This window comes from Halolactibacillus halophilus, from assembly GCF_900115605.1.
Taxonomy (GTDB): Bacteria; Bacillota; Bacilli; order Bacillales; family Amphibacillaceae; genus Halolactibacillus; species Halolactibacillus halophilus.
The window spans coordinates 41,681-68,316 of the sequence record NZ_FOXC01000010.1 but is presented as its reverse complement, the minus strand read 5'-3'; the positions used below and the strand labels follow the sequence as shown (position 1 = coordinate 68,316).

21 protein-coding genes and 3 pseudogenes are annotated in these 26,636 nt (G+C 36.3%); 13 read left to right on the top strand and 11 right to left on the bottom strand.

Features of this window, described 5'->3' with window-relative positions:
* The 5 genes and pseudogenes from BM098_RS05395 to BM098_RS05380 form a co-directional block, all read left to right on the top strand.
* Positions 1 to 254, top strand: a pseudogene (locus tag BM098_RS05395) (IS4 family transposase); the annotation flags it as partial.
* A gap of 163 nt (positions 255 to 417) precedes the next feature.
* Positions 418 to 1,554, top strand: coding sequence for an IS4 family transposase (locus BM098_RS05390; protein WP_089831203.1), 1,137 nt, complete (start codon positions 418 to 420; stop codon positions 1,552 to 1,554).
* Between the two features lie 25 nt (positions 1,555 to 1,579).
* Positions 1,580 to 1,684, top strand: a pseudogene (locus BM098_RS13975) (DUF5412 family protein); the annotation flags it as partial.
* Between the two features lie 384 nt (positions 1,685 to 2,068).
* Entirely contained in the window at positions 2,069 to 2,785 is a 717-nt protein-coding gene (locus tag BM098_RS05385) for a helix-turn-helix domain-containing protein (RefSeq protein WP_159430118.1), read from the top strand.
* Positions 2,786 to 2,826: 41 nt separating this feature from the next.
* Positions 2,827 to 3,027, top strand: coding sequence for a hypothetical protein (locus BM098_RS05380; RefSeq protein ID WP_089831199.1), 201 nt, complete (start codon positions 2,827 to 2,829; stop codon positions 3,025 to 3,027).
* 307 nt (positions 3,028 to 3,334) lie between these two features.
* Here the strand turns inward: BM098_RS05380 and BM098_RS13680 are convergent.
* A pseudogene (locus BM098_RS13680) lies at positions 3,335 to 4,249 on the bottom strand (IS30 family transposase).
* A 424-nt stretch (positions 4,250 to 4,673) separates the two neighbouring features.
* On the opposite strand from BM098_RS13680, the gene BM098_RS05365 reads away from it, so the two are divergent.
* Positions 4,674 to 6,593 carry a DUF2075 domain-containing protein gene (locus BM098_RS05365; RefSeq protein WP_089831194.1) on the top strand — a complete coding sequence of 640 codons (1,920 nt, stop codon included), beginning with the start codon at positions 4,674 to 4,676 and terminating at the stop codon, positions 6,591 to 6,593.
* Between the two features lie 317 nt (positions 6,594 to 6,910).
* Here BM098_RS05365 and BM098_RS05360 read toward each other — a convergent pair whose 3' ends face one another.
* The 3 genes from BM098_RS05360 to BM098_RS05350 form a co-directional block, all read right to left on the bottom strand.
* Entirely contained in the window at positions 6,911 to 7,726 is an 816-nt protein-coding gene (locus BM098_RS05360) for a metal ABC transporter permease (protein ID WP_089831192.1), read from the bottom strand.
* Positions 7,723 to 8,499 (bottom strand): metal ABC transporter ATP-binding protein, encoded by a 777-nt coding sequence (locus BM098_RS05355; RefSeq protein WP_089831190.1) that lies wholly within the window; start codon positions 8,497 to 8,499, stop codon positions 7,723 to 7,725. The genes BM098_RS05360 and BM098_RS05355 overlap by 4 nt, the downstream gene beginning before the upstream one ends.
* A 244-nt stretch (positions 8,500 to 8,743) precedes the next feature.
* The gene (locus tag BM098_RS05350) at positions 8,744 to 9,646 is read right to left on the bottom strand and encodes a metal ABC transporter solute-binding protein, Zn/Mn family (RefSeq protein WP_089831188.1); all 903 of its coding nucleotides are present in this window, start codon (positions 9,644 to 9,646) and stop codon (positions 8,744 to 8,746) included.
* Between the two features lie 136 nt (positions 9,647 to 9,782).
* Between BM098_RS05350 and BM098_RS05345 the strand changes: the two genes are divergently transcribed.
* Positions 9,783 to 10,205, top strand: coding sequence for a Fur family transcriptional regulator (locus BM098_RS05345; RefSeq protein ID WP_089831187.1), 423 nt, complete (start codon positions 9,783 to 9,785; stop codon positions 10,203 to 10,205).
* A 242-nt stretch (positions 10,206 to 10,447) separates the two neighbouring features.
* Here BM098_RS05345 and BM098_RS05340 read toward each other — a convergent pair whose 3' ends face one another.
* The 7 genes from BM098_RS05340 to BM098_RS05315 all read right to left on the bottom strand — a co-directional run bounded on the left by BM098_RS05340 (position 10,448) and on the right by BM098_RS05315 (position 18,569).
* Positions 10,448 to 10,954, bottom strand: a complete 507-nt coding sequence (locus tag BM098_RS05340; protein ID WP_089831184.1) for a YehS family protein — start codon at positions 10,952 to 10,954, stop codon at positions 10,448 to 10,450.
* Positions 10,955 to 11,450: 496 nt separating this feature from the next.
* Entirely contained in the window at positions 11,451 to 13,529 is a 2,079-nt protein-coding gene (locus BM098_RS05335; RefSeq protein ID WP_089831182.1) for a carbohydrate-binding domain-containing protein, read from the bottom strand.
* 869 nt (positions 13,530 to 14,398) lie between these two features.
* A complete protein-coding gene (locus BM098_RS05330) occupies positions 14,399 to 15,271 on the bottom strand; it encodes a metal ABC transporter permease (protein WP_089831180.1) in 873 nt (290 codons plus the stop codon).
* Entirely contained in the window at positions 15,271 to 16,179 is a 909-nt protein-coding gene (locus BM098_RS05325; RefSeq protein ID WP_089831178.1) for a metal ABC transporter permease, read from the bottom strand. Before BM098_RS05325 ends, BM098_RS05330 begins: the two co-directional genes overlap by 1 nt.
* Before the next feature lies 1 nt (position 16,180).
* Positions 16,181 to 16,918, bottom strand: coding sequence for a metal ABC transporter ATP-binding protein (locus BM098_RS05320; RefSeq protein ID WP_089831176.1), 738 nt, complete (start codon positions 16,916 to 16,918; stop codon positions 16,181 to 16,183).
* A 34-nt stretch (positions 16,919 to 16,952) separates the two neighbouring features.
* Complete coding sequence (locus BM098_RS13675) at positions 16,953 to 17,171, bottom strand: hypothetical protein (protein WP_234987420.1); 219 nt, start codon at positions 17,169 to 17,171, stop codon at positions 16,953 to 16,955.
* Positions 17,172 to 17,630: 459 nt separating this feature from the next.
* Positions 17,631 to 18,569, bottom strand: coding sequence for a metal ABC transporter solute-binding protein, Zn/Mn family (locus BM098_RS05315; RefSeq protein WP_089831174.1), 939 nt, complete (start codon positions 18,567 to 18,569; stop codon positions 17,631 to 17,633).
* A gap of 337 nt (positions 18,570 to 18,906) precedes the next feature.
* Between BM098_RS05315 and BM098_RS05310 the strand changes: the two genes are divergently transcribed.
* The 6 genes from BM098_RS05310 to BM098_RS05285 all read left to right on the top strand — a co-directional run bounded on the left by BM098_RS05310 (position 18,907) and on the right by BM098_RS05285 (position 26,635).
* On the top strand, positions 18,907 to 20,613 hold the full coding sequence (locus BM098_RS05310) for a sensor histidine kinase (protein WP_089831172.1): 1,707 nt from the start codon (positions 18,907 to 18,909) through the stop codon (positions 20,611 to 20,613).
* 3 nt (positions 20,614 to 20,616) lie between these two features.
* Positions 20,617 to 22,128, top strand: coding sequence for a response regulator (locus BM098_RS05305; RefSeq protein ID WP_089831170.1), 1,512 nt, complete (start codon positions 20,617 to 20,619; stop codon positions 22,126 to 22,128).
* 150 nt (positions 22,129 to 22,278) lie between these two features.
* Complete coding sequence (locus BM098_RS05300) at positions 22,279 to 23,601, top strand: ABC transporter substrate-binding protein (RefSeq protein ID WP_089831168.1); 1,323 nt, start codon at positions 22,279 to 22,281, stop codon at positions 23,599 to 23,601.
* A 22-nt stretch (positions 23,602 to 23,623) separates the two neighbouring features.
* Positions 23,624 to 24,511, top strand: a complete 888-nt coding sequence (locus BM098_RS05295) for a carbohydrate ABC transporter permease (RefSeq protein WP_089831166.1) — start codon at positions 23,624 to 23,626, stop codon at positions 24,509 to 24,511.
* A complete protein-coding gene (locus BM098_RS05290; RefSeq protein WP_089831164.1) occupies positions 24,508 to 25,338 on the top strand; it encodes a carbohydrate ABC transporter permease in 831 nt (276 codons plus the stop codon). The genes BM098_RS05295 and BM098_RS05290 overlap by 4 nt, the downstream gene beginning before the upstream one ends.
* 10 nt (positions 25,339 to 25,348) lie before the next feature.
* Positions 25,349 to 26,635 (top strand): glycoside hydrolase family 125 protein, encoded by a 1,287-nt coding sequence (locus BM098_RS05285; RefSeq protein ID WP_089831162.1) that lies wholly within the window; start codon positions 25,349 to 25,351, stop codon positions 26,633 to 26,635.
* The last annotated feature ends 1 nt before the right edge of the window (position 26,636 follow it).

The window sequence follows — 26,636 nt, the reverse complement described above, 5'->3', positions numbered from 1 at the left end:
TCACCCTTTCATGGCAAAATCGCTGCCATAATGATGATCGAACACTAGGTGGTATCTTTTATGAATTAAGTGACGAAATTAATGAACTTGATTGGGCTCATGCATTATATCAGCTCTTCGAGCTTCTTGAAGATACCCTTAAACAAACAAATAATAAAATACAAAATCTTATCAAAAAGCAACTCCAACAATGGTATGATGCCTTGCCTAGCTATATCAAGGCCTACCTGCCAATTTCGGGGTGCGAAAGTTGAGTAAATAAAGAACATATATTATCTCGGATGGAGGAGCATAATTAACTTCAGTAGCACGCGTGTTGATTAACCGAATACTTCCAAACTAAACACATGAAAAAAAGAGACGCCTCTTGTAAAATGTAAGTGACTAAACTAACATTTACGAAACGAGGCATCTCTCATGAATAAGAATACCACGCTCAGAACATTAATTCAAAACTTTCTTACAGAAGAAGAACTTCAAGCAATCTTAGAAGAATTTCAGTATAAAGAAAAAGCACGTAAATGCACAGTCAATGTTATTCTGTCTTATCTTATTCATTCCGCGGCAAATGAATGGAAAAGCCTCCGCCATGCGGCGGATGTTGGCAAAAGTCTTGGGCTGACGGCCGTTGATCATTCTTCTTTGTCCAAACGCTTGAAAGAGCTGAATTATGCGATCGTGAAACGCGTCATGGAAGTGATGATTGGTAAATTAAATCGTGCGGCCCGTCGCAAATTAAAACTTCCTAAAGCACTTCTTTCGATTGATTCTACGACAATTACAGTCGGAAAATCACGTTTACCCTGGGCACTTTACCACGGAGAACGTGCCGGGATTAAGCTACATGTGGGCTTCACAAATGAAACGGACATGCCTCTTCATGTAGTAGAAACCACCGGGTTGAAACATGACGGACCTATCGGAAAAGAACTGGAAGATCCTCGTTTTATTCTGGTTGGTGACCGAGCTTATTTCTCCATCGACAAGGTGGATCACTATCTAAAAAACGGGCAAGACTTCGTCTTTCGTCTAAAGGATAATATTCAATTGAACCGAAGGAAATCACTACAAGGAAGTCGATCCGAAGGATCTAACGTCATCGGTGATTTCACTTGTAAGCTCGGAACATCGCAGAAACAAACGGAGAAACGACACCGTGTTGTACAGTTTCTGGACTATGAAAACCAAATCATCAGTGTTATTACGAGTTTGATGAACGTGACAGCTGAAGAAGTGGCTGGCATGTATAAATCTCGATGGGCAATCGAATCTTTCTTTCGGTGGGTAAAACAGAACTTAAATGTACCGGTTCTATTTGGTACGGCTGAAAACGCTGTATTTAATCAACTATTCGCTGCATTGATTGCGTATGTTCTACTGAAATTCCTACATACACACGGAAGCAAAGGAACCTACTGTAAACCTTTGTCCTTCACAGGCTTTTTACGCCTGCTTCTTTGTGATGCCTTGCCGATAGAATGGCGCTTAGAAATCAGGGAATTAGCGAAATGGCAGCAGAAACTCGCGACTGGAAATATGTATAATTATGGATAATAAACACGCGTGATACTATGAGAAAAATTGCACGGCAGATAATATTGAATGGCTTGATAACGATACAATTATCATTAATGATGTGAGATTGAATATTCACAGGGATGTTTATGATTATAGAAGAAAATAGAGGCACTAAATGAAATGATCTGACTATCCTAAAGGAGCTAACGTGGCAGAATCACCAAATATAATATTAAGAGAATTAGAATTGAATCATTCGTCTTATAATGTTAACCGAACTGAACAAAACTGTTTAGCTTAGTAAACTTGTACATATTTTCTAATCTCCTTTGTTGTATTGCAACAGTGAGTTGCGCTTTTGTAAACCACGAACGGTGGCATAATATAGCTTGTTTTTCTATCATATATATAGAGATGAGCAAAATCTGAAATGCGTTGATAAAACCACTGCAGTATATTATAGGTACTAGTCATTTTAGTTCTGTGTCGCACTTTATAAAAACATAGTTTTGCTCATAGCTATATAAACATAGGTGATGAGGTGATGAGGATGACGTTTGGTGAAAAAATTCATCGGTTAAGAAAATTGAATGGATTATCCCAGGAACAATTGGCTGCTAAGTTAAACGTATCAAGACAAGCAATCTCAAAAAGGGAGATGGGTGCCATTCCGGACATTGATAATGTCATCAAGATAAGTACATTTTTTGATTGTTCATTGGATTATCTGATGAACAATGATGTTGATGAAATGAACTTTAATAACATAAATAAAAAAAGTGTTCCTATTCAAAAGCATAAAAAAATTTTTAGTACAAGTTGGATACTTAAAATTCTCGCAGCTTTGTCTATGTTTGCTTTATTAGTTATGTGGATGATCTCTATGATTGTAGAATTTCCAATAACAAGACAGGATATCACATCAGGTAATTTTTACACGGGATTTTCTGGATTCGTTGAGCATTATCACTTAACAGGATTTGTGTATAGTTGCATTGTGATATGGCTAGTAAGTATATCTGCCCTTGCAGTATGGCAATTATATATTCGTCCTAGCAAAGAAGGAATCAAAACAGGAAAAAGTTTTTTGTGCTACTACCTTATCCGCTTTGTGATGATTATAGCCGGAACAACTTTCTTTATTTATGGATTTTTGAATCCATGGAAGTTCTACTTGACGATACAATCCGGTTTCTTTGTAGGCGTCTACTTTGCTGCGATAGTAGTCCTCACCATTGCCATTAATTATTATGATATCAAGGAATGAATACGAAAGATCAGTATTAAAGAATACTAGGAGGAATTAGAATGAAGAATAAGGATATACAAAGAACAATCATTTATATTTTAGGTGCTATAGTTGGATTAGCTATTGTCAGCCTTTTAAAAGAACAAAATCACTTAACGAATGATAATCTTTTTAACATTTTAATTATTGTAATAATTGGTTCACTTATTGGAATTAAATTAAGGAAAATATTTAAAAAAAGTAAAAAACCTGAATTGTAAAGTCAAATGCATAAACTTTTTTTAAAAGATATGCCAATATATTCAAAAAGCTATACTTATAGTGTTTTAATCGATACGAATGCTTGATTTTTATGCCGTACTAGCCACCGCCTTGCGGCGTGCTCTTGACGTCAGTGCATCTTCTTAGTGAATCATTTGTTGGGTTCGGGGTCCCAACGAATGAGAACTTAGAAGAGCTTGACCATGTTACGCTATAAGCGCGGATGGTACCTCTACAAGGCAGAACTTTTCCCATCCGCCAAAGGGCTACTTACCATGGTCACAAACGTCGTCAAGAGTGGCGGGATTAGGATGCCTGTGCTATTTCTTGACGCTTCTGTTCAAACAGTTCTTGAGGACAAACATACCCTAGCGTCCGTCTTGGCTTCATGTTTAACGCATCTGTGCACTGCTTTAATCGTTTGTAAGTCAAATCTCGAAGTGATAGACCTTTCGGTATGAACTCGCGAAGCATACCATTATGACGCTCATTCGAACCTTTTTCCCAAGAAGCGTAAGCATGTGCGTAATACACGCCAAGATGTTCACACGTATCTTCTAATTTACTCAGTGCCCGAAACTCTGAGCCGTTATCCGTCGTAATGGTTTTAAAGTTCTGGGGCCCCTGTTCCTTGATAATCTTAAGCATGGCTTCTCAGATGTACTCCGATGATTTGTCCCAAAGCTTCTTAGTAACATAGTGTCTTGTTTGTCTTTCAAGTAACGTCAGGATAACAGGTTCGCCTTTGGTCTTTTTACCGATGACTAAATCTAGTTCCCAGTGGCCGAATTCTTCTCGCGTTAAAACAGCAGAATCGCGTTCTTCAATACTACGGCCAAGCTTACGTTTATTCGTTCCATGTGTGTCGGTTGGCTTTTTACGCCGAGGGCGTAAACGGGTTTTCCGTGGTAAATCAATATTTCTGACATCAAGCTCACCACGATCAATAAGGTTATAGACCGTCTTCGTACATGGCACACGCTTATCGGGATTGTCTTTCTGGTACTGATGTGTAAAGGTATCAACACTATGAATACGTAGCTCATCTTTCGGTGGCTTCAGCTGTTCTGGCAGTAATTTGAAGAAAACCTGATCATATTTCTCGATACCTTTCTGACGAGAGCGTTCGCGATTCTCTTGATATACACGCGCGCTGACGTCGCTAAAGTAACTCTCGTAATGTTCTCTTTTGCCATTTACAAGCTTAACCTGTTCAGTCATCCCGCGTTTTAGTTCGCGAGAAATCGTTGATTGGCTCACTCCTAGTATGTCAGCCATTTCCTTTTGAGTGTATAGACCAGATCGATATCTGATAAGTGTGTAAATATGCGTTTTATTGTGGTAGAATGATGTTGAGTCATGTAGAGCGCTCCTAACTTATTGGTTTTGTCACTCATAAGTATAGCGCATCTACATGGCTTTTTTAATATCTAATAGGATTATGCATTTCATTTTACAACAGACCTTTAAATAAAAAGAGAAGTAGTATAGAAAAAACTTATATACATTGTTTACGTTGAAGAAAATAGGTTGTTAAATTATAGTGAGTGGAGAAGTAACTTGTAAGTTTTACTTACAAGTTAAAATGAGAGAGTAAGAGAAGGAAAAGTAAAACATTATAACTTTGAAAGGAGAAAGAGAGACTATGATTATCTATCAATCAACCGCAAAGGCTTTTAGGGAAGATACTATTAATGAAGTATTAGTTGATAACTTATATAAGGCTTATCAAGAAAAAATCGGAAAAACAACGAAAAGTGAAATTCGTTCATGGGAAAACTCATTAGCTAAGATGTCCAACGTCTTGTATGATCCCGACATTCCAGGAGATGTATCAGTGGCGATTGAATTTAATATTCCAAATACATCAAAACGAGTAGACTTTATTATAGCCGGGAATGATGGCCATAATGATAATGTGATGATTGTGGAATTAAAACAATGGGAGTTTGCTCATAAAGTGGAAGGGAAAGAAGCTATTGTTGAGACAGCGCTCGGTGGTGGAATCCGTGAGACAGTCCATCCATCTTATCAAGCCTATACATATGCTGCCCTTATCACAGACTTTAATGAAAGTGTTCGAACAAATAAAATCAACTTAGTACCATGTGCGTATTTGCATAATTACTTTGTTCAAGAGGAAGACCCTCTAACGGATAAAAGTTATAGTTTTTATATAGATAAGGCCCCTGTTTTTCGGAAGGGTGAGATTAATAAGCTTAGAAAATTCGTGAAGCAATATATTAAACAAAAAGATCAGTCGGATGCAATTGTTCAAATTGACCAAGGGAAAATAAAACCATCAAAATCACTACAAGATGCCTTAAAGAATATGATTCAGGGTAATGAAGAGTTCTATATGATTGATGAACAAAAGGTGTTTTTTGAAGAAGCATTAGCTTTATTTAAACAATCAATGAAAGATCAAAAGAAAAGAACAATGATTGTAGAAGGTGGTCCAGGTACGGGGAAATCAGTTTTAGCAATTAACTTGCTCGTAGAAATTATCAATAAAGACCGCTTGGCAATGTATATTACTAAAAACTCAGCACCAAGAGAAGTGTATGCCGCAAAACTTCAAGGCACGATGAAGAAAACACACATCAATAATCTTTTTAAGGGTTCTGGTAGCTTTACTAAAGCTGAGGAGAATGAATTTGATGTCTTAATTGTAGATGAAGCACACCGACTTAATCGAAAGTCAGGTATGTTTCAAAACATGGGTGAAAATCAGACAAAAGAAATCATTAATGGTTCTTTGTTGTCTATTTTCTTTATTGATGAGCACCAAAAAGTGACCTTCTCAGATGCGGGAAGTATTGATGAAATTGAAGAATATGCTCATGCGTTAGGATCAGAAGTGATCAAAAGAGAACTAGTATCACAATTTAGATGTGATGGATCAGATGGCTATATTGCTTGGTTAGATGATGTGCTTGAAATTAGAGAAACAGCGAATAAAAATGTTATTGGTATGGATTATGATTTTAGAGTAGTTGATAGTCCTAGTGAGTTGCTTGAGTTAATCAAAGAAAAAAATAAACTAGCCAATAAATCACGAATGATGGCCGGTTATTGTTGGGAATGGCCTAAAAATGAACGTCGAAATGTTGATTATCACGATATTGTGATTGACGACTTTGGTATGAGTTGGAATCTTAATACAACGTGGGCAATTGATAATTCATCGGTAGAAGAAGCGGGGTGTATTCATACAGCACAAGGATTGGAATTTGATTACATTGGTGTGATTATTGGAGATGACATGCGCTACGAAGATGATCAGATTGTCACTGACTATTCTAAGCGAGCAAAGACCGATCAATCTTTAAAAGGGATTAAAAAGTTAGCGAAAGATAACCCAGAAGAAGCAGATAAAATTGCGGATAAAATTATTAAAAATACGTATCGCACTTTAATGACGAGAGGCCAAAAAGGTTGTTACGTTTACTGTACTGATCAGAACTTAGCTGAGTATTTAAAAACTTGTATGGCATACGTCGTAAAAGAACAACATGATTTACAGATGGTGGCAGAGAAGCCTGCACCTTATTCATTAGAATAATAGGGTAAGATATGACTATGGCATTCAGTAGGGCAGAATAGGGCTGTAGCTGCTAAAATAAAGCATGAAGTTTTCCTGATAAAAATAATGGTCGATTATTTCTAATCGACTGGTTAGACTTAGATAGTTATAATTATGATCGACGCGTAGCACAAGTGTTTAAACTCCATTATGTAATCGGTGAATATCATTGCATCTATTAGACAATTATTTAAACAAGATTTCAAATGGCCGTCAACTAAAGTAAAATAATATGAAATCCGGATGATTACGGTCATCCGGATTTTTACTTAAACATTATTTGTTAGAGGTTAACCTCATGTGTTGGATTTTTTAGATGCTTTTTTAACGCTAACTGTAAGAAAATACGAGAGAGCGCCAAATAAAATAATACTTGCACCAGAAGGGATATTTAAATAATAAGATATCATCAATCCCGCTAACGTGAATATCATACCAATTAAACTTGATAACAGCATCATATTCTTTAATTTATGGGTAAACATTTTTGCCATCGCTGGTGGCATAGTTAACATAGCAAGAGAAAGAATAATCCCTACAACTTTAATTAAAATGACAATACTCAATGCGATTAAAATATATAAGACAATGTCAAAATGCTTAATATTAATTCCTATCACTTTAGCGTAGTTTTCATCAAACAGATACAGTTTCCAATACTCAAAATAAGATAATGTAGCAATAAGAATGATGATGGTTAACACACCAATAATCCATAAATAGGCTCGATTTACAGATAGAATGTCTCCAAATAAATAAGACATCATATCTGGTGGATATCCAGGTGTTAAAGCGATAAATAAAATACCTAAAGCCATTCCCGTTGACCAAAACATACTTGTAATTGTCCCGGTATTCGCTCCCGTACTTTTTTGTATCTTGTTTGCACCTAATGAGGCACCTACAGCAAAAAACAATCCACCTATAATGGGTTCAATTCCAAGAAAATAACCGGCACCAATACCACCAAAGGAAGTGTGTGCAATACCACTACTTAGGCTGACCATATTTTTTTCTACAATGATCGTCCCCATAATTGCGGTGATTACACTTGTTAATATAGCGGCTATTATAGCGTTTTGCATAAAAGCATAACTTAGTAGATTCGTCATTTTCTCACCCCACTTGCCATCTTTTGTTTTTGATCATGAGCCTGATAAGCTTCATTTTTTGTAATTTTTTCTCCTTGGATAAACCAATCAATCGGACACATGTCTCCTTCCATTACGTCACCTGAAGTCGGATGGTTGTCTGAATGCACATGCGCTTGTTTATTAATATAGATAATTCTATCTAAATAAGGAGATAGTGCCGTAATGTTATGACTAATAATAATGATGGTGATGGATGTATTTAATTGTTGCAACATCTTAAAAATATGGGCTCGTGAGTCCTCATCTACACCTGCTGTTGGTTCATCTAAAATTAGTACATTTGGATGGTTCATCAGTGATCTTGCGATCAACACCTTTTGCATTTGTCCACCGGAAAGTTGTCCGATTTGTCGATCAAATAGTTCAGCAATATCTAGTTGTTCCATGACTGCTAAGACATGTTGATTCGCCTCTTTAGAATATTTATAAAACGGCATGACCCGTTTAGGTAAATGTCCCGTTTTAATGACCTCGCCAACTGTGATTGGGAACTTCCGATCAAAAGTCGTTAGCTGGGGAACATAGCCAATTACAGTGTCTTCATGGGTTGTTACCCCACCTTTGGATGGTTCAATCATCCCTAAAATAGTTTTTATTAGGGTTGTTTTCCCACCACCATTTGGACCGATAATACCTAAAAATTCACCTTGTTTGATATTGAAATTCACATTATCTAAAGCTTGTATCTTACCATAGTTTACGTGTAAATTTTGTATTTGGATGACATTCATACTACTTCCTCCAATGAATAATTGATAAGGCTAAAAAACTTAGTCTATTTTGTGCATCAAACCGCAAATCAAAACCACCAGTGTGAGTGGATGGTTTAATGTGTGATTTAAGACTCTTTTACTCCAGCGCTAAAGCTCTACTGAACCTCAACTATAGCCGAGGGGGTATCAAGAAGCTTAAAAAGAAAAGAAAACTTATGAAAATAAGTTTTCTTTAAAAATGTTAAAAATTAACGAGCTTTTTTTATTCTGATTCTAAAAATGATTCAGCCATTGCTCGTAAATTTGGAATATAGTCCGGTGACAAAGGTTTTAATTCGACTACATTCCCGTTAATCTCCTCTGCTACGGTATCTTTTTGATTAGAGTCAAACTCTTGTTGATAAAATATGACATGTATATCTTGTTCAACTGCTAGGTCAATAACTTCTTGCATCCACTTGGCGGTTGCTGTTTTACCATCTTGTTCAATCGCTGTCATTGTAAGACCGTAATCATCAGCGAAATAACCTAGAGAAGGATGCATAATGATAAAGTTTAAATTATCAATATCTGCAAACATATTATTAATATCCGTATCTAATTTACTTAGTTCTTCAATATATGCTTCTGCATTTTCCGTATATACTTCTGCATTCTCTGGGTCCAATTCGGATAACTTTTCTTTAATGGTATCCACCATTACGATTACTCGCTTCGGTGATAACCAAATGTGTGGATCTCTTTGTGTGTTCTCTGTATCAAAGTAGCGATCCTCATAATCTTCTGCAACATTTTTTTGTAATTCTATAATGTCTACTTCAGTATTATCCACCATGTCAGGCATAATATTTGCAGATTCAGTCGGTACGCCAATAGCAAAGTAGACAGCGCTATCTTCTAAAGCCATCATTTCTTTTGGGGTTGGTTCATAATTAGCCGGACTAGAACCAGGTGGAATCACTGTTACTACATCTACTAAATCACCTGCAACTTTCTCAACAAAGGTAGCCTGTGGTAAAATTGATACAGCAACTTGTAAATTAACCTCTCCATCGCTGTCATCGTCATTATTGGTTGTATCTTCACTACATCCAATCAAAATGATAGCTAGAATGAAAGCGGCCATTAATAAAACAACTGTCTTTCTTTTAGCATTAATTATCATATTATCCCCCTCCTTATTGCAATTCATTTGCAATAAGGTTATTATATGTTATGTAATGATTAAATGTCAAGCAGGTTTAGTTGGAAAATATATAAAACAAAACAAGTAGCTCATACAGGAAAGGAGAAAAGCATTTATGACATATGAAGATTTAGTTGAAAAAATAAAAAAAGCCGGGGGAAGAGTAACTGGTCAACGGAAAATTATTTTGCAGCAACTCATTAAACATCAGAATAAGTTACAGTCAGTAGATGAGTTATTATATGCATGTCAACAATATAATTCAGCAATAAATTTAACGACGATTTATCGGAATTTAGAGTTTTTAGATGGCCTACAACTTATTTACAAAACCAATATTGACCGTGCGACTTCAGGTTATAAGCTTATTAATCTAGAAACGCACCATCACTATATGATTTGTAGTTCTTGCGGTAAGTTATTGCCTATTGAGCATTGTCCAATGTCTGATGATTTAATTAAAGCAGCAGAAAAGGAAGGGTTTACGATATCTGGTCACTCGATGGAGGTTTACGGGACTTGTCAATCGTGTAGTTAATGTAAGAAGCTGTTTATTGCCCCCAGTTAAGTCATCAAATCACTTATAGTCCCGCTTGCAATGAGATGTATTTGTAGATGATAGATCATGCATGTGTTTGATCGTGGGTATCTAAATTATTAAGAATTAAGAATTTATAATATCAAAGGTGAATAATATTAAATCCGGATGATGGTTATCATCCGGATTTTTTCTAAGGTCTATTTGCGTATTTGTGAATGCTGCACCATTACTTCCCTGATCTAACGACGGTATTCAAGCGCCAATCCCTTCAAGAAATTCCTCATATATCGGTCACCACAAGGCTTATAATTACGGTGGCCCTCTTTTCTTAAGACAGCACTTAATTCACTAGTAGAAATTGAAACACCGACTTGATCTAAAAGATCTAAGATATCATCACTTGTCAGTGTTAAAGCAATCTTTATTTTCTTTAAGACAACGTTATTAACATTCTCATCTGTTAACGTAACTGTTTGCGGGGCTTTTTTCGCTGGATCTTGTCTACCGCGCTTAAAGATAATTAAGCCATCTAAGAACGCATTTAACTGTTGATTGGTGCAAGTTGTCTTGTATTCATTTTCCGTAAAAGTATTGTCACCCGCTGTTTTATCAGTCGTTTTTAAAAACATGTCCCGAACGTTTTCTACCGTTAGCTTCTCATCACCTAAAGCAAAAACTTCTGTCATTTCTTCATCTTTTAGATCAAGAGCATACCTTATTCTTACTAATCGATCATTATTATTCATGCCAAACCTCCGTTAGTCATCTATTTTAATATTATTTTCAGCGCTTATTTTGTTAGAGCGAATATCTAACTTAATTTTAGACCAAACCAATAGACACGTCAATTAGCGCAAGTCACCTGCTTTTTAAGTCTTTGAAAGTGTAGGTAAAAAAATTCAAGAATTAAACCATCAATGAACGAATGGAAGATTTAAAATACGATTATTCTGATACCGTTGATCTATTAACGAGAATTCAAGTTATATCTCGTGTTTTAAGTAGTTCACTTCAAATATATTTTAGAGAAAAAATGAAGACCTAAGAACTGTTCTTAGGTCTTCAATGAGACTAGCTTTATTTTTATAAACAGTGACTTATTTACATCAGAATGACCATAACCTTGTCTAAATGGATGAGTTGTTTATGGATACAATCGGTACGGAAAATGGTATATGAACTATGCCCATCCTCGTATTTAGCTCCCGCTAAATTCTTTGGTTTTTTACATGATGTGAACTTTTATCCGTTTGGTCCTACCCCATCACCAATTACGGTAAGAGAGGTTTCACTAATACCATCTGACGTTATGTGTGTGATTGTGTCGTTTAACTCAAACGTTACAGAGGTATCATAGTCAATGATGTTACCTTCAGTATATAAACCATCCTCAGACTCACCTTCAACTGTTGCGCCCGTAAATAGAGTATAAGTGTCACCAACAGGTAATTCTGGTGTTGAAATGACAATGCTGTCATAGGATTTAGACGGTGTGAAGGCAGTGATAATATTACCGTCGCTATCCGTTATTGCGATTGTTTCATTTGCTACTAAATCATTCAGTTTATAAAGAATCGCGTTTTGATTAGAAGTATCAGATGCGACTTGGGCCATGTTACTGTTTCCGGCAGCGATAAGTGTACCACCATTTATTTCGAAAGTATCATCGTAATCAATAGCACCCTCTCTCATTGTAGTAGGTCCATTAATTAATAACAGCCCATCGTTTAGCTCAATTGTAGCGTTTGAATCAATACCATCGCCTGTAGCATCAATAATGGTTTGTCCACCATTAAAATGAAGGTAACCGACTTCGTCTGTTGTATTATCACTCCAACCCATACCGGTATTTATCCCGTCATCCATGGCGGTAATATGAAGGACGCCATCATTTATAGTGACTTGATTCGCTTCCATGCCTTCATAGCTCATATCAATATCAATTGAGCCACCATTAACTATTAATGAACGATCAGCATGTATCGCGTCATCGCCTGTTAATAGTGTGAATTCCCCGTCTTCAATGGTAAGTGTCTCATCGCTATGAATGGAATCATCCAAACTATCAATTGAAAAAGTACCATTTACAATCACTAAGTCGCTACCTGCTTTTAACCCTTTAGTGGACGACGTATCTTCACTCGTTTCATCCGCCCTTTCATCATCTAGGTCTGGAGCTATACCGTTTTGGTCATTATCTCTAGGAGGCATTCTGTCATTAGTACCACCTGCTATTTCCCTTCTACCAGGAGGTGTTGCACCTTGTTCAGGCCCTTCATTAATTGCCCCAGGAGGTGTTAAAGCTTCTAACTCACCAGCTTCTTCAAGAATCAAACGGATCTCTTCTAACGATTCGGCTGTTTTAAGCTCATCTTCAACATCTGCTGAAAATGTATTGTTGTTTACTAATTCATCTTTTATTACATTGATATCAGCCTCAATAGGCATTTGAGGTTGCTGGTGTCCTTGTTCAACTGGAACGTCAATGGTATCGGGATGGCCCTCGCCAGTTGTCAAATCATAGTTTCCTTCCTCGATATATAAAGAAGCTATACTCTGAATGCCATCGGCATCACTGTTAATTGTCACATCACTAGAAAGAATAACGAGATTACCTTGGTCTTCCTCATCATTGGTAGTTTTAATGCCGTCACCACCAACAGTCGCTGTTATAGTACTATCAGAAATATAAGCGAGATCACGACCGACAATACCATCATCGATAGCATTTACATAAAGATCAACTTCAGTAATGAATAAATCATCACGACCAGTGATGGCATCATTGCTTGAAGAAGTAACAGTTAGTGTCCCGCTGCCATTGATGACTAAATTATCGCTGCTATACAAGACGGCTGTTAGGTCGTCGTTGGTTGTTGTTGTCGTTGATATAAGTTGATTAGCTGTGTCAGGGACGACTGAGATAATGGTTTCATCTGCTTGTTCAACTTGAATTGCTGACGATTGACTTGTTTCAATGGTCGCTTCATTGAGAATAAGGTTGACAATACCCTCATCTTCTTGGTCAACAATAATTGATCCGGCCGTATATTGGCCAGAGAAGACATAAGTACCAGAAGTTCTAATATATACATCCCCTGCTTGTTGACTTACTGCATTGTTGCCGTCAATTGTTATCACATCATTATCTAATGTGACAAATGTAGCATCATCTGACCACTCCGTGTGGAGAGGGATCTCCTCAATTGTTTTGATTGAGTAGTCTCCTGATGTGGTTGTTACATTTGACTCTGTTTGGTTTGTTGAACACCCTACTAACAATAATAATAAAGCAAGAGCTGCGGTTATAAGCTTTTTCATAGTATCATCCTTTCGGTTTTAAATTTACCATCGTAACTTTACAAAATAGCTGAATATACGTCAGTTAAATTAGCCAGCTACTCTATGAGAGATCGATTGACTGTCTTTAAACAAAGTTCATAAATTAGTTCTATTTTTCCACTAGAAATGATTGAAAAGAATCTAATTTTAGTTGTTTGGTTTATTTCCTCCTCATTTTGTTGATACTATTGATTCTAAAGAATAAATGTGTCAGGAGTATGTCAGAAGAAAAAAACATAAAAAGCAAAGACTGCAATATAGACTAACCTTCGTTATTATGGATATGATGTTGCGCTATAAAGATAGCCTGGTGGTATTTGTGTTTTAGTATGGGAAGGTGCTATCTATGAAAGAGGAAGAGTTGAAGGATCAGTTCAGCAATAGGGTATTCTAGATAAAAGATTACATCATGATGCTCAGTACAATACTTACGCTGTTTGTCGTATGACTCAGTAAGGTTATGAACAAGAACGACCGTACAAAGGGGATATTTTTAAATCATAGAGACGCGCTTACCTACATCTGTTTTATAATCCTGAAAAGGTAGCAAAAGATAGCTGAATCCCTAGATATCTCGGCTCTCCCATTATAAAATATCGGGAATTCAGGATGCATAACATATATATGTAGCGGTGTTAAAATTGTGGTAATAAACTACTAAATAAAAAATGAGGGACGTATGACGTTTTAAAAGTCACATGTCCCTCTCGTGATAAATATGGTCTTACATGATATTTAATGAAAACACGGTTAAGTATCGACTTTTGCATGTTGAGAAATCACATAAATCGATGGTCTATTCTAAAAAAATCTTTAATTATTGGCATGGTTAGCATTTATCTTTTTTATCACAAGTTCTTAATAGGCTGAACGTATTTTGATATGATCCCATGCTTTGGCGAAAAGATAAAACTAAACATAAATATTAAACCTGTTGAAAAGGCCATAGAGCCAGATATCGAAGTATCAATCCAATAGGCAATATAATAGCCCGAAATAGCGGATAAGATACCGAAGATACTACTTAAAATCAACATGACAACAAGTCGGTCGGTCCATAAATAAGCTGATGATGCGGGTGTGATGAGCATCGCAACAACCATAATAGCACCAACCGCATCAAAGGATGCGACAGTAGTGATAGACACTAAACTCATAAATAAATAATGCATAGCAATGGCAGGAATACCGATGCTGACCGCAAGAGCAGAGTCAAATGATGTTATTTTCCATTCTTTATAGAAGGCGGTAATAAAGAATAGTACAATGAGGAAGACAATAAAGAGCAGTAAAGTTGCTCGTGGAACCTCACCAACCAATGGTAAACTAACTTTATCAAATGGGATAAAGGTGATCTCACCCATTAAGGCATGTTGAATATCTAAGTGAGCATTCCCAATAGACGTTGAAATCAGAATAACACCAATGGCAAAGAGCGTTGTAAATATGATCCCCATAGACGCATCATGTTGAACGTCAAGGGAATGTAGCCATTGGACTAAAAAGGCTGTTAGAAGGCCGGCAAATATACCGCCCACGAGCATCGCAGGCCCGCTAACTTCCTTGGTTACTAAAAAAGCTAGAACAATCCCTAATAATACAGTGTGACTAATAGCATCTGCCATCATGGCTGTTTTTCTTAGAACAAGAAAGACCCCTATTAAGCCACATGACATTCCTACCAATGAAGCTGTTACGATAATCCATGCGGTGTAGGTCATCATTTAACCTCCCTTATCTCAGTTCTTAATGTTTGTTGCTTTTTTTGTTGCTGCTTATTCAAAAATTTAATTAATAATCCCTTTTCTTTACCTAATGTTAACGATAGTATGAAAATACCTGCAGCAATAACAACGATGAAAGGGCCTGTAGGCCATCCGCTTCCTTTAGAACTGATAAATGTTCCTACAGCGCCTGAAATAGCACCAAAACTTGATGAAATAATTAACATGTTTCTAAATGATTTGGTCCAGTAGCGGGAACTAACAGCGGGTATAATGAGCATAGCTGCCATTAAAATAACCCCTACGGCTTGTATACCTATAACAATGGTCATGACTAACACGAGCGTATAAAGTCCATTCATAAATCCTATAGGTAACCCTAATCCATTAGCAAAGTGGCGATCAAAGAGGTATAGTTTCCATTCCTTAAAACCAATAACGATAATAAAGATAACCACAATAGCTAAAATTGACATAATCCGAACATCAGATTTCACCATAGCAGCAGCTTGACCGAAAATAAAGCTGTCAAGACCACTTTGGTTTCCCCCTGCCGATCTGTTGGCAACAGTCAAGAGCATTATACCTAAGCCGTAAAAGATTGCTAAAACCATACCCATTGCGGCATCTTCTGAGATTCGGCTAGCATTTGAAATCCATTGTATCAGCATGGCACCAAGAAAAGCACTAATACCGGCACCAATAATAAGGAGTAAAAGATTTTTTTCTTGAACAATTAAAAAAGTGATAACCACACCAGGTAAGGCAGCATGAGATAAGGCATCACTCATCAGGTTTTGACGTTTCCAATAAGCTAAACAACCAATAGCGCCTGATGCAATTCCTAGAATGGTTGTACTCATGATAACCCATCCGGTATTCGTATTAAAAAGAAGTGACCACATATTATATGCCGCCTCCCAAGATGCGAATGTTACCACCGTATGCGCGGGTAATATTGTCTTTAGTAAAGACTTTTTCTGTTTTGCCATGGTTGATGATGGTTTTATTTAAAAATAGAACATGATCAAAATAATCTTCGACTGTTTGTAAATCATGATGAACGACAAGAACGGTCTTACCAATCGCATTTAGTTTTTTTAGCGTTTCCATGATCGCAATCTCAGTAGCAGCATCAACGCCGGCTAATGGCTCATCCATGAAATATAAATCAGCGTTTTGAACAAGCGCGCGTGCTAAGAAAACACGTTGCTGCTGGCCACCGGATAATTGACTGATTTGGCGGTTAGCGTAGTCACCCATCCCCATTTTTTCAAGGGCCTCAAATGCTTGTTTTTTATGAGATTTTGAAGGTCTTTTTAACCAACCAACCTCTCCGTATAATCCCATTGTCACAACATCAAGTGCATCGGTGGGGAAATCCCAATCGACAGAGCCTCTTTGGGGTACATATCCGATTCTTTTCTTTACTTTTTTAAATGGTAATCCAAAATACTGCACCTCGCCTGTTAAGGAAGGATGTAAATTTAACATCGTTTTAATTAATGTTGATTTACCCGCACCGTTAGGTCCAACAATGGCTGTAAGTGACCCGGGTGTAATTTCGAAATTAACATTTCTCAATACCGTATTTTTTTGGTAGGCTGCTGATAAATTATTAACCGATATAACGGGACTAGACATTTTCATCAAACTCCTTTATCTATTTAACGTATTTTTAAATGGTCTTGTTATTGTATCCATCGTACTTTTGGTAAAGATGGTGGAGACGTTGTCGTCGTGATAGTGTCATGAATACTAAAATACCAACCTCATCTTCTACCTGCAATCTTTGGCGGCTAATAACATCTATGTCATATTTTCTTAAAGTATCGTGAGTAGCAACGAAACCACGTTGTTCCACTGGTGTTGCTGTTTTTGCGTTATTTAATTTCACGAATTATTGATGGTGTTTATTTCCGAAAAAAGCAAGCTGAAGTATTTTGATTTCATAGTCATTCTCCCTTTATTTTGCCTTAAGGCAACTTTTTTGTATAAGTACAATTTAACGTATTTTTCTTGTCAATGTCAAGTATTAAACATAAAATTATTTAATGCGGTGATTAAAAAAGAGAAACAACTATAAAAGCTGTAAAAAAGTCTTGTGGCTGTACTATTGTTCAGAATTCAATTGGTAAGTTAAAGGGATGAACGATGGGTGTGTCCATCAAGTAATGGTTCAGTCAGAATGGGTGAAGCTAATAAGGTTAAGACAGATCGTATCTAGTACGAAAATGAAGCCATTTTCCCTAGTCATTTGTGCGTGAATATATAACAAAAAGAGCCTCAACTCATTGGGGGTCAATGAGTTGAGGCTCAGAACAATAGAGCATAAGCACAAAACACCGGTATACTATTATTTATTTAGCGCATTATAAATAGTTTCAATATTGTGTTCATACATACCGATATACGTTCCTTTTTCTGTATTCGCTTCACCCATAGCATCTGAGAACAGTTCACCGCCTAATGCAACGTCAACACCGTCACTTTGTGCACCTTCAATTACTGCTTGTATGGTGTCTTGGTTAATACTACTTTCAACAAAGATGGCAGGGACGTTGTAGTCTTTAATGACAGCAATGGTATCATTGATATCAGAAACACCAACTTCATCTTCTGTACTCAATCCTTGTAAACCAATAACATCCATGTCATATTTTCTACCGAAGTAACCAAAAGCATCGTGTGCAGTAACAAGAATACGTTGTTCATCAGGTATGGTTGTTATTTTTTCTGCTGATTCTTTTAAGTCAGCTAGTTTTTCGAAATATTGGTTTTTATTATTTTCAAAAAATTCAGCGTCTTCTGGTGAATATTCTTTTAGTTTATCAACAGCAGACGTTAAAGCTTGTTCCCATAAATCAATATCGAACCAGATGTGTGGATCAATTGCGCCTTCTTCATCATATAATAGATCATCTTCAGAAATACTATCACCAACAGCTAGTACAACTTTTTCATCACTAATCGCTTCAAAGACATCGACCATATTTGCTTCTAAATTTAAGCCGCTGTAAAAGACGACATCTGCTTGGTCTACCTTTGTTATATCACTTTGTGTTGGGTTATATAAGTGAGGATCGACTGATGGCCCCATCAAGCTAGTAACCACCACTTTATCACCGCCGATTACAGATAGTGGTTCCCCAATCTGAGAAATCGTTGTGACGATATTAATTTCTCCGTTTTCTGCATCACTTGAATTACTCGTGTTGTCATCTCCGCAGGCGCTTAATAACAAAAGTAATCCTAAGACTACTGTTATGAACACATGATTTATTTTTATTTTCATATCCATTCTCCTTTTTTGCCCTAAGGCAACTTTTTTGTATAAGTACAATTTAACGTACGTTCATGACTCATGTCAAGTAGCAGAATGAAATTATTTAAATTAATTGGTTATAAAACGAAACGTGTTGCTTTAAGTATTGTTAAAAATCCTTGCAGCTGTGCTATCTTTATCGTTTTAGAGCGAGAAGATACCTTACTCAAACATCGTGTGAAGGAACCTTAGCGCGTTTAAAGCGCCTCACGCTTGTTTTGCCAGAGATAACCTTGTTTTATGTGAAGCTATCGTATACTATTAAGAGAAATTAGCACGTATATGTTTTATAATCGAGGTGAATAATATGAGGCTCTTCAAAAACAATAGTTTACAGACGCGTATTTTTGTATTTACGTTAGTTTTAGTTCTTATCCCGGTAATCATTATCGGACTAGCAACGTATTCAAACTATAAAAATTCAGCTATGGATAACTTAGTCTATTCAAATAAAAGTACAGTTAATCAAATTAGTGAAAATTTAACGTTCATCCTAGAAGATATCCATGATCTTTCCCTTTTTGTCATACAAAGTAACCAAGCACAAAACTTACTTCAAAATACAGAAGATAGAGATCGTTTTGCTTTCCAACAAAAAAAGCGAGAAGCAGAAGAATTATTAGTCCACCTTATTGGATCTAAAGATTATATTAAGTCGATTCATATTGGTACAGAAGACGCCTTGCTAATTAATACAAATCGCTCTGGTGAGCTGTTAAATGAAGACCAGCATGAGAAGATATTAGATTTAAATGGACAAGCATGTTTTTTTATTGATCGTGACCAATCAAGTTTTGTTTATAGCCGTGTCATTAAAAACCTCCAAGATATCACGTCACCGATTGGCTATATTAGTATTCATTTAGATATGAATTACTTAGATGATTTACTAACGACGAGTAACGAGAATGTAAAAGAAAATTATTATTTAATTCATAATGATGAGAAGCTTGTCTTTAAAAGAGAACGAATAGATACCCCAACTCAAATTGATTGGCATATCGAAGGCACAGAGACTGTTAGTAAGGAAGTATCGATTGATCGCACCAATTATCTCCAAACAATCAGTCCGTTAGAGGCACATCCGTTTAGCGTTGTTCATTTGATTTCACTTGATCAATTATTACAAGGCAGAGCAATTGTTCCTAGATTAGCTATTGTTTCATTAATCGTTAGTTTAGTCGTTTGTTTGATTGTTGCTTTTTATTTCTCGAGATACATTGTTCAGCCGGTTAAGAATCTAGAGTCGTTAATGAAAGAAGTTGAAAATGATAACTTAGATGTCACTTTTACTGAAAAGGGAACCGATGAAATCAATCAATTAGGTTCTGGGTTTAATGCGATGTTGACGCGGATTAAATATTTAATTGAACGTGTCTATCAAGTTGAAATTAAAAATAAAGATGCAGAATTAAAAGCTTTGACCGCACAAATTAATCCCCACTTCTTATATAATACGTTAGATACAATTTATTGGATGAGTTTTTCAGAGGGGAGTAAAAAGTCAGCAGAGATGGCTTACTCTTTATCACAACTGTTTCGTATGATTTTAAAAGAAGAAGGTTCGGTGACGACGGTAGAAAATGAATTATCTTACGTCACTCACTACTTGAAAATTCAAGAAGTGCGCTATCAAGGTATGATTAATTTTGACATTGATGTTGAACCAGGTATTGAAAACTATAAAACAGTAAAAATGGTTATTCAACCACTCATTGAAAATGCAATTACGCACGGTATTGAACACCGTGGTCAAGGAAATATTTCTATTCAAATTAAAACGACTGATCACTATTTAGATATTAAAGTTGAAGATGACGGGGTTGGTGCCGATATTACTAAATTGTTGGCGCTGTTGGATGACAACAGGTTCAATCAAGATATGAAAGGTTATGCCTTACGAAACATTAATGATCGAATTAGGTTAAATAATGGCGTAGATTGTGGTTTAATCTTTTTAACGAATAAACAACAAGGATTAACGGTTATTGCTAGGCAGAAGATGGAGGTGTAAGCATTGAAGATTTTAGTTGTAGAAGATGAACCGATGATTAGACAAGGTATTGTCGCAGCTATTAAACAGATGGATGAACACGATGTTTTTGGTGCGTCAAATGGCCAAGTTGCTTTAAATATAATGGACAAAGAAGCACCAGATATATTAATAACCGACATTCGTATGCCGGTTATGGATGGTTTTGAATTAATTCAAGAAACATGTAAAAACTTCCCTAAAACAAAGATGATTATCTTGAGTGGTTATCAAGATTTTCAATATGCCCAAAAAGCAATACAATTTGGTGTGAAAGAATATTTAACAAAACCTGTGGGTTTTCCAGATTTAGTGCGCTCGTTAAATAAAGTGACCAATCAAATTTTAGGCGAGCGAACACGCCAAAGTTTTTATAAAGAAAATAAAGTATTACTGCAGCGAGAATGGCTCAGAACCATTATGCAATCGCAAACAGACTTGACAAGTTTTCAACTCCAAACCGCTAAAAAATTAGGCATTCATTTTGATGGGCCATTCTTCCGTGTCGTATCAGTGGAGTTTGACCAACCTGTTTCTAGAAATGAAGGAGACCATCTTCTACAATTAATTAGAGGAAGCTATCTTTCTTTTTTCCCTTCTGAATATGAAATAGCGCTGGTCATAAATGAATCAGCTGTAAAAATAAAAGAAACTAAAGAATATTTTGTAAGCGTTTTAAAGTATGCGATAGCGAAAAACTATACGATTACAATCGGAGTAAGTTCTGTCGTTGATTCAAGTGTAAAATTAGCAATTTTGTATACTGAGGCGGTCGATGCAAGAAAACAAAAGGTATATTTTGGAGAGAACAAAGTCTATGTGGCTTCTGATATCCTTTATCAAGATGAACAAGGCCATTTACCGGTAATTTCTAAAGAAGTTAATTTGACTATTATTGAGTGTTTAAAAAACTGTGATATAGCAAGGTTAGAACAAAAAATAGATCAGTTATTTCAGATGTTTGTAAAAGAGCGCTATTCTTTAACTAAAGTGCATCAGTGGGCGGTACGTATACTTATTCGTTCTTATATTGAATTGGACCGAGAGGAAGAATTAGCGCAACTCGACCAGGCAGAAATCTTTGCTTTAGATAATACTGTAATGAAAATTCAAGCGACATTGGTTCAGGCTTTTCAACATTTATTAGAAAAACGAGAGGCAGAGTCAACAAGTACACGCTTTAAGCTTGTAAATCAAACAATCGATTATATAAAAGAACATTATCAGGAAGAATTAGCGCTTGAAGTCTTAGCAAAACAAGTCTTTATTTCCCCAACATATTTAAGTAAAATTTTCAAAAAAGAAAAAGGGGTATCACTTATTACGTGGTTAAATGATTATCGAATAGAACAGGCGAAAATCACGATAAAAGAACAACCGGCTTGGCCGATGTATCGCGTGGCAGCTGAAGTGGGCTTCAAAGATTACAAATATTTTGTGCGCGTATTTAAAAAGAAGACCGGTGATTCCCCAACGGAATTCAGAAACAGAAGATAATTTTATATTTTTTGAGAAGTTAAGTTGACACTTGCTTCTCTTTTTTTGATGATAGACAAAAATGGAGAACATTTCACAAGAACGTGTAACGTCAAAAGAATTATCAGGCGGTATAATCAAATTATAAATTAAATCTTAGGAGGAATAAAAATGAAAGCGTTTATTTTAAAGTTCACTTTATTTGTTGCTATTGTCAGTCTTCTTACTGCATGTGGAAGCGGGGATGATAATGCAACCGGTTCTGAAAACCAAGGCGGTGATGATGTAAGTATTTCACTTATGCACTATTACAACAAAGAATTAGGGGAACCAGCACCAACGGCTCAATTAGAAAAATTAGATGAGTTTGCCGCTAACAACCCAGATGTAACAATTAACCAAGAAATTCAGTCACATGATAATTACGAAACGAAAGTTAAGACACTAGCAGCTGGTGATGAATTGCCAGATGTATTTCTAATTAAAGGTTCAATGACGCAACAATTTTTAGAAAACGAACAAGTCATGAACTTAGATGAGTTTTTGAATGAAAATGATGGTTGGCAAGACCAATTTATTGATGGAACACTTACGCCGTTCCAAGTAGATGGTAGTGCTTATGGCGTGCCAATTTCAGGTGGTGCAACACATATCGTTTATTATAACCAAGCAATCTTTGATGAAGTAGGTATCGAAGCATTCCCTGCAACATGGGATGAGTTCTTAGCAGCTATTGATACGTTAAATGAAAATGATGTAACACCAATCGCTCTAGGTAATAAAGGTAAGTGGGTACTTAATTCAAGTTATTTAAGTACACTAGGTAACCGCTATACAGGTGATGAGTGGTTCGATAATATTTTAGCGAACAATGGCGAAGCTGCCTTTACTGATCAACCATTTATTGATGCACTAAGTGCCATTAATCAATTAGCTGATAGAGATGCTTTTAATGAAAATATGAACAGTATCGATAACAGTGAACAACAAGCCTTGTATATGAACGGTAAAGCAGCGATGTTTATCGAAGGCGACTGGGCAGCTGGTTCTATTTCAAGTAATGCTCCAGAAGAAGTATTAGAAAATACACATGTAGCTATTTTCCCAGCGATTGATGATGCTGGTGGAAACCAAAATACCGTATCAGGTGGCGGTGGTTGGGCTTATGCCATCAACGCTGACGTTACAGGTGAAAAACTTGAAGCAATTAAAGACATGATTTATCACTTAACGAATGAAGAAGCAGGAAAGCTTATCTTAGAAAAAGGTCAAATGCCAGCAATCAAAGTATCAGGTACGGAAGATATGGAATTAGGTAGATTAACACGCGAAATCTTAGAATTACTCGAAGATAATAAATATGTACCTATCTATGATACGATCCTAGAACCTGCTTTAATTGAAGAAATGAACAACAACATGCAAGTCATGGTCATTGGCCAAGTGACACCAGAAAAAGCTGCGGAGAATATTCAAAAAGTATACAGTAAATAATCTTTACATTTGAGGGGATAAAATGAAAACAAAAAGTGCAATAAAGCCTAGAAATTCTAAGATTTATTTATACCTTTTACCTGGATTAGCTATCTATGCTTTTGTCGTTCTAGTCCCACTTGTGATGGCATTAAGATATAGTTTCTTTGATTGGTCAGGTGGACCAAATATGGACTTTATCGGTTTAGATAACTTTGTAGCACTCATTCAAGATGATGTGTTCTGGCAATCGTTCCGAAATAACTTATTTATCATTATTATGAGTATTATCGGTCAAGTCGGCATTGCTTTCTTAATTGCGGTCTTATTAACGAGATCATGGGTAAAATGGAAACAATTTCACCGAACGGTTATTTTTATCCCCAATGTACTAGCCGCCGTTATTATCGGTTTCTTATGGTCAATGATTTACAATCATGATTATGGTTTATTAAATTATAGTCTGAATGCTGCTGGTCTTGAGTCATGGATTTCTCCATGGCTCGATGACCCAAGCATTGTAATGGCCTCAGTTACGATTCCGATTGTGTGGCAGTTTATTGGGTTTTATTTAATTATCTTTATGTCTGCGATGCAAAACATTCCAGATGAACTATATGAAGCCGCCAAAATTGATGGCGCAACGAGTTGGAAACAAACATGGCATATTACGATGCCGATGTTAAAAAGCACATTTAGAGTAGCCATCATGCTGTGTATTGCTGGAAATATGAAAGTGTTTGATCATATCTTTGTTATGACAGGCGGTGGGCCAGGTAGTAGCTCAACTGTTATGGCACAATATGCGTACGACGTATCATTTAACCGTTTTGAATTAGGTTACGGAAGTGCTGTATCTATTGGTATGTTAGCACTTAGTCTAGGACTTATTCTTATCAGTCAAATAATAGGAAGGGGAGAAAAAGAATGAAATGGCTCACACCTTTAGGTAAAACGATTGTAAATATACTATTGCTGATGTTTTCTTTATCTGCTGTCTTCCCTATTATATGGATGTTATATTCGTCATTTAAAACACAGAAAGAATTCACATTAAATACGATTTCTTTACCTGAAACGTGGCAATTCTCTAATTACATTGAAGCGATTCAGGTTGGTAAATTACATGAGTACTTTTTTAATAGTGTTTATATTAGTTTATCATCCGTATTTTTAATCATCCTCTTAGGGTTTATTATTGCGTATATGATCGCAAGATTTTCGTTCCCAGGAAGAAAAGTGATTTATATATTATTTATGTTTGGGATGTTGATTCCCATTCATGGTTTACTCGTCCCTATTTTTATTGAATTTAAAAATGTCGGGCTATTAAACAAACCGTACACACTTATTTTGCCTTATGTCGCCTTTGGTTTGCCGATTGTGATTTTCTTATTTGAATCGTTTATTAAACAAATTCCAAAAGAAATTGATGAGGCAGCGATCATGGATGGTTGTACAACTTTTCAAGTTATTTTTAAAATTATTTTCCCAATTGCCTCACCTGTCATTGCGACAGCGGTTATTTTAAGTTTCTTAACAGCTTGGAATGAGTTCCCATTTGCGTTAGTACTTATTCAAGACGAAGCGCTTAGAACCCTTCCTGTTGGTTTAACGAACTTTAATGGTCAGTACACAGTGAATTATCCGCAAATGATGGCAGCGATGTCGATCACGGTATTGCCAGTCTTACTGATTTACTTAGCGTTCTATAAGAAAATTATCCAAGGTATGACAGCGGGATCTGTGAAAGGTTAAGGGTGAGAAAATGAAGCAATATCCAGAGATTATTCAACATGTCATGGATGAAGTCCATATACAATTAAAAAACGAACCAAAATTACAACAGCTGTTTATGAATTGTTTCCCGAACACACTAGAAACAACGACCAAACGTTTAACTGACGGAACAACATTTGTATTTACAGGTGATATTCCGGCGATGTGGTTACGAGATTCAGCTGAGCAGGTCGCTCATTATTTGCCGTTTTTAACTAAAAGTGACGAACTACAAGAGCTAATCAAAGGGTTGATTAAACGACATTTGTTTTATATCAACCACGATCCTTACACGAATGCATTTAATGAAGAAGCAAATGATCAACACTGGAATAAAGCAGATAAATCAGTGCTCACGCCATGGATTTGGGAGCGGAAGTACGAAGTCGACTCTGTCTGTTTCTCACTAAAGCTAATCTATACTTACTGGAAACAAACAAGTGATGACACGGTCATTGATGCAACGTTCTTAAGAGCACTGGATAAGATTATTTCAATGTGGGAAATAGAGCAATATCACGATAAAAAATCTTCATATACTTTTGAACGAGATGATTGTCCCGATATAGATACTTTGTCTAATAACGGCAAAGGAACACCTGTGAATTATACAGGTATGACTTGGTCGGGCTTTCGACCAAGCGATGATGCCTGTGAGTATCATTACCATATTCCTGATAACATGTTTGTTGTTGTTGTCCTTGGCTATGCGTTAGAAATGATCTCACACCTTGAGGGTGAAGATATCTTAATAAAGCGGATGCAACAACTACAAAAAGACGTTCAACAAGGTATTGAAAATTATGGGATAGTACATCATCCAGAATTCGGAGAAATCTATGCCTATGAAACAGATGGATTTGGTCATCATGTGTTAATGGATGATGCTGGAACACCTAGTCTACTTTCTGCGCCTTATTTAGGCTACTGTCGTGTTGATGATGAGATTTATCAAAATACGCGTAAATTTGTTTTAAGTGAAGGTAACCCGTATTACTATGAAGGCATATATGCCAAAGGTTTAGGAAGTCCGCATACGCCGGAAGGCTATATTTGGCCAATTGGTTTGTCAATGCAAGTTTTAACTGAGCAAGATCCTAAAAAGATTAAAGCGCTTATAGATACTTTAGCTTCGACTGACGCTGGAACAAACTATATGCATGAGGGGTTTGATGCGAATGATCCTTATCAATATACCCGTGAATGGTTTGCATGGTCTAACAGTTTATTCTCGCAAGCATTACTCTATGCGCTTGAAAAGAAAGTATTTGAATAAT

Coding starts and splice junctions, on each gene's coding strand:
- BM098_RS05385 (WP_159430118.1), top strand. CDS start 2,069: ATGACGTTTGGTGAAAAAATTCATCGGTTAAGAAAATTGAATGGATTA.
- BM098_RS05355 (WP_089831190.1), bottom strand. CDS start 8,499: ATGAATGTCATCCAAATACAAAATTTACACGTAAACTATGGTAAGATA.
- BM098_RS05350 (WP_089831188.1), bottom strand. CDS start 9,646: ATGATAATTAATGCTAAAAGAAAGACAGTTGTTTTATTAATGGCCGCT.
- BM098_RS05325 (WP_089831178.1), bottom strand. CDS start 16,179: ATGTGGTCACTTCTTTTTAATACGAATACCGGATGGGTTATCATGAGT.
- BM098_RS05345 (WP_089831187.1), top strand. CDS start 9,783: ATGACATATGAAGATTTAGTTGAAAAAATAAAAAAAGCCGGGGGAAGA.
- BM098_RS05300 (WP_089831168.1), top strand. CDS start 22,279: ATGAAAGCGTTTATTTTAAAGTTCACTTTATTTGTTGCTATTGTCAGT.
- BM098_RS05360 (WP_089831192.1), bottom strand. CDS start 7,726: ATGACGAATCTACTAAGTTATGCTTTTATGCAAAACGCTATAATAGCC.
- BM098_RS05340 (WP_089831184.1), bottom strand. CDS start 10,954: ATGAATAATAATGATCGATTAGTAAGAATAAGGTATGCTCTTGATCTA.
- BM098_RS05380 (WP_089831199.1), top strand. CDS start 2,827: ATGAAGAATAAGGATATACAAAGAACAATCATTTATATTTTAGGTGCT.
- BM098_RS05290 (WP_089831164.1), top strand. CDS start 24,508: ATGAAATGGCTCACACCTTTAGGTAAAACGATTGTAAATATACTATTG.
- BM098_RS05365 (WP_089831194.1), top strand. CDS start 4,674: ATGATTATCTATCAATCAACCGCAAAGGCTTTTAGGGAAGATACTATT.
- BM098_RS05335 (WP_089831182.1), bottom strand. CDS start 13,529: ATGAAAAAGCTTATAACCGCAGCTCTTGCTTTATTATTATTGTTAGTA.
- BM098_RS05310 (WP_089831172.1), top strand. CDS start 18,907: ATGAGGCTCTTCAAAAACAATAGTTTACAGACGCGTATTTTTGTATTT.
- BM098_RS05315 (WP_089831174.1), bottom strand. CDS start 18,569: ATGAAAATAAAAATAAATCATGTGTTCATAACAGTAGTCTTAGGATTA.
- BM098_RS05330 (WP_089831180.1), bottom strand. CDS start 15,271: ATGACCTACACCGCATGGATTATCGTAACAGCTTCATTGGTAGGAATG.
- BM098_RS05285 (WP_089831162.1), top strand. CDS start 25,349: ATGAAGCAATATCCAGAGATTATTCAACATGTCATGGATGAAGTCCAT.
- BM098_RS05320 (WP_089831176.1), bottom strand. CDS start 16,918: ATGTCTAGTCCCGTTATATCGGTTAATAATTTATCAGCAGCCTACCAA.
- BM098_RS05295 (WP_089831166.1), top strand. CDS start 23,624: ATGAAAACAAAAAGTGCAATAAAGCCTAGAAATTCTAAGATTTATTTA.
- BM098_RS05390 (WP_089831203.1), top strand. CDS start 418: ATGAATAAGAATACCACGCTCAGAACATTAATTCAAAACTTTCTTACA.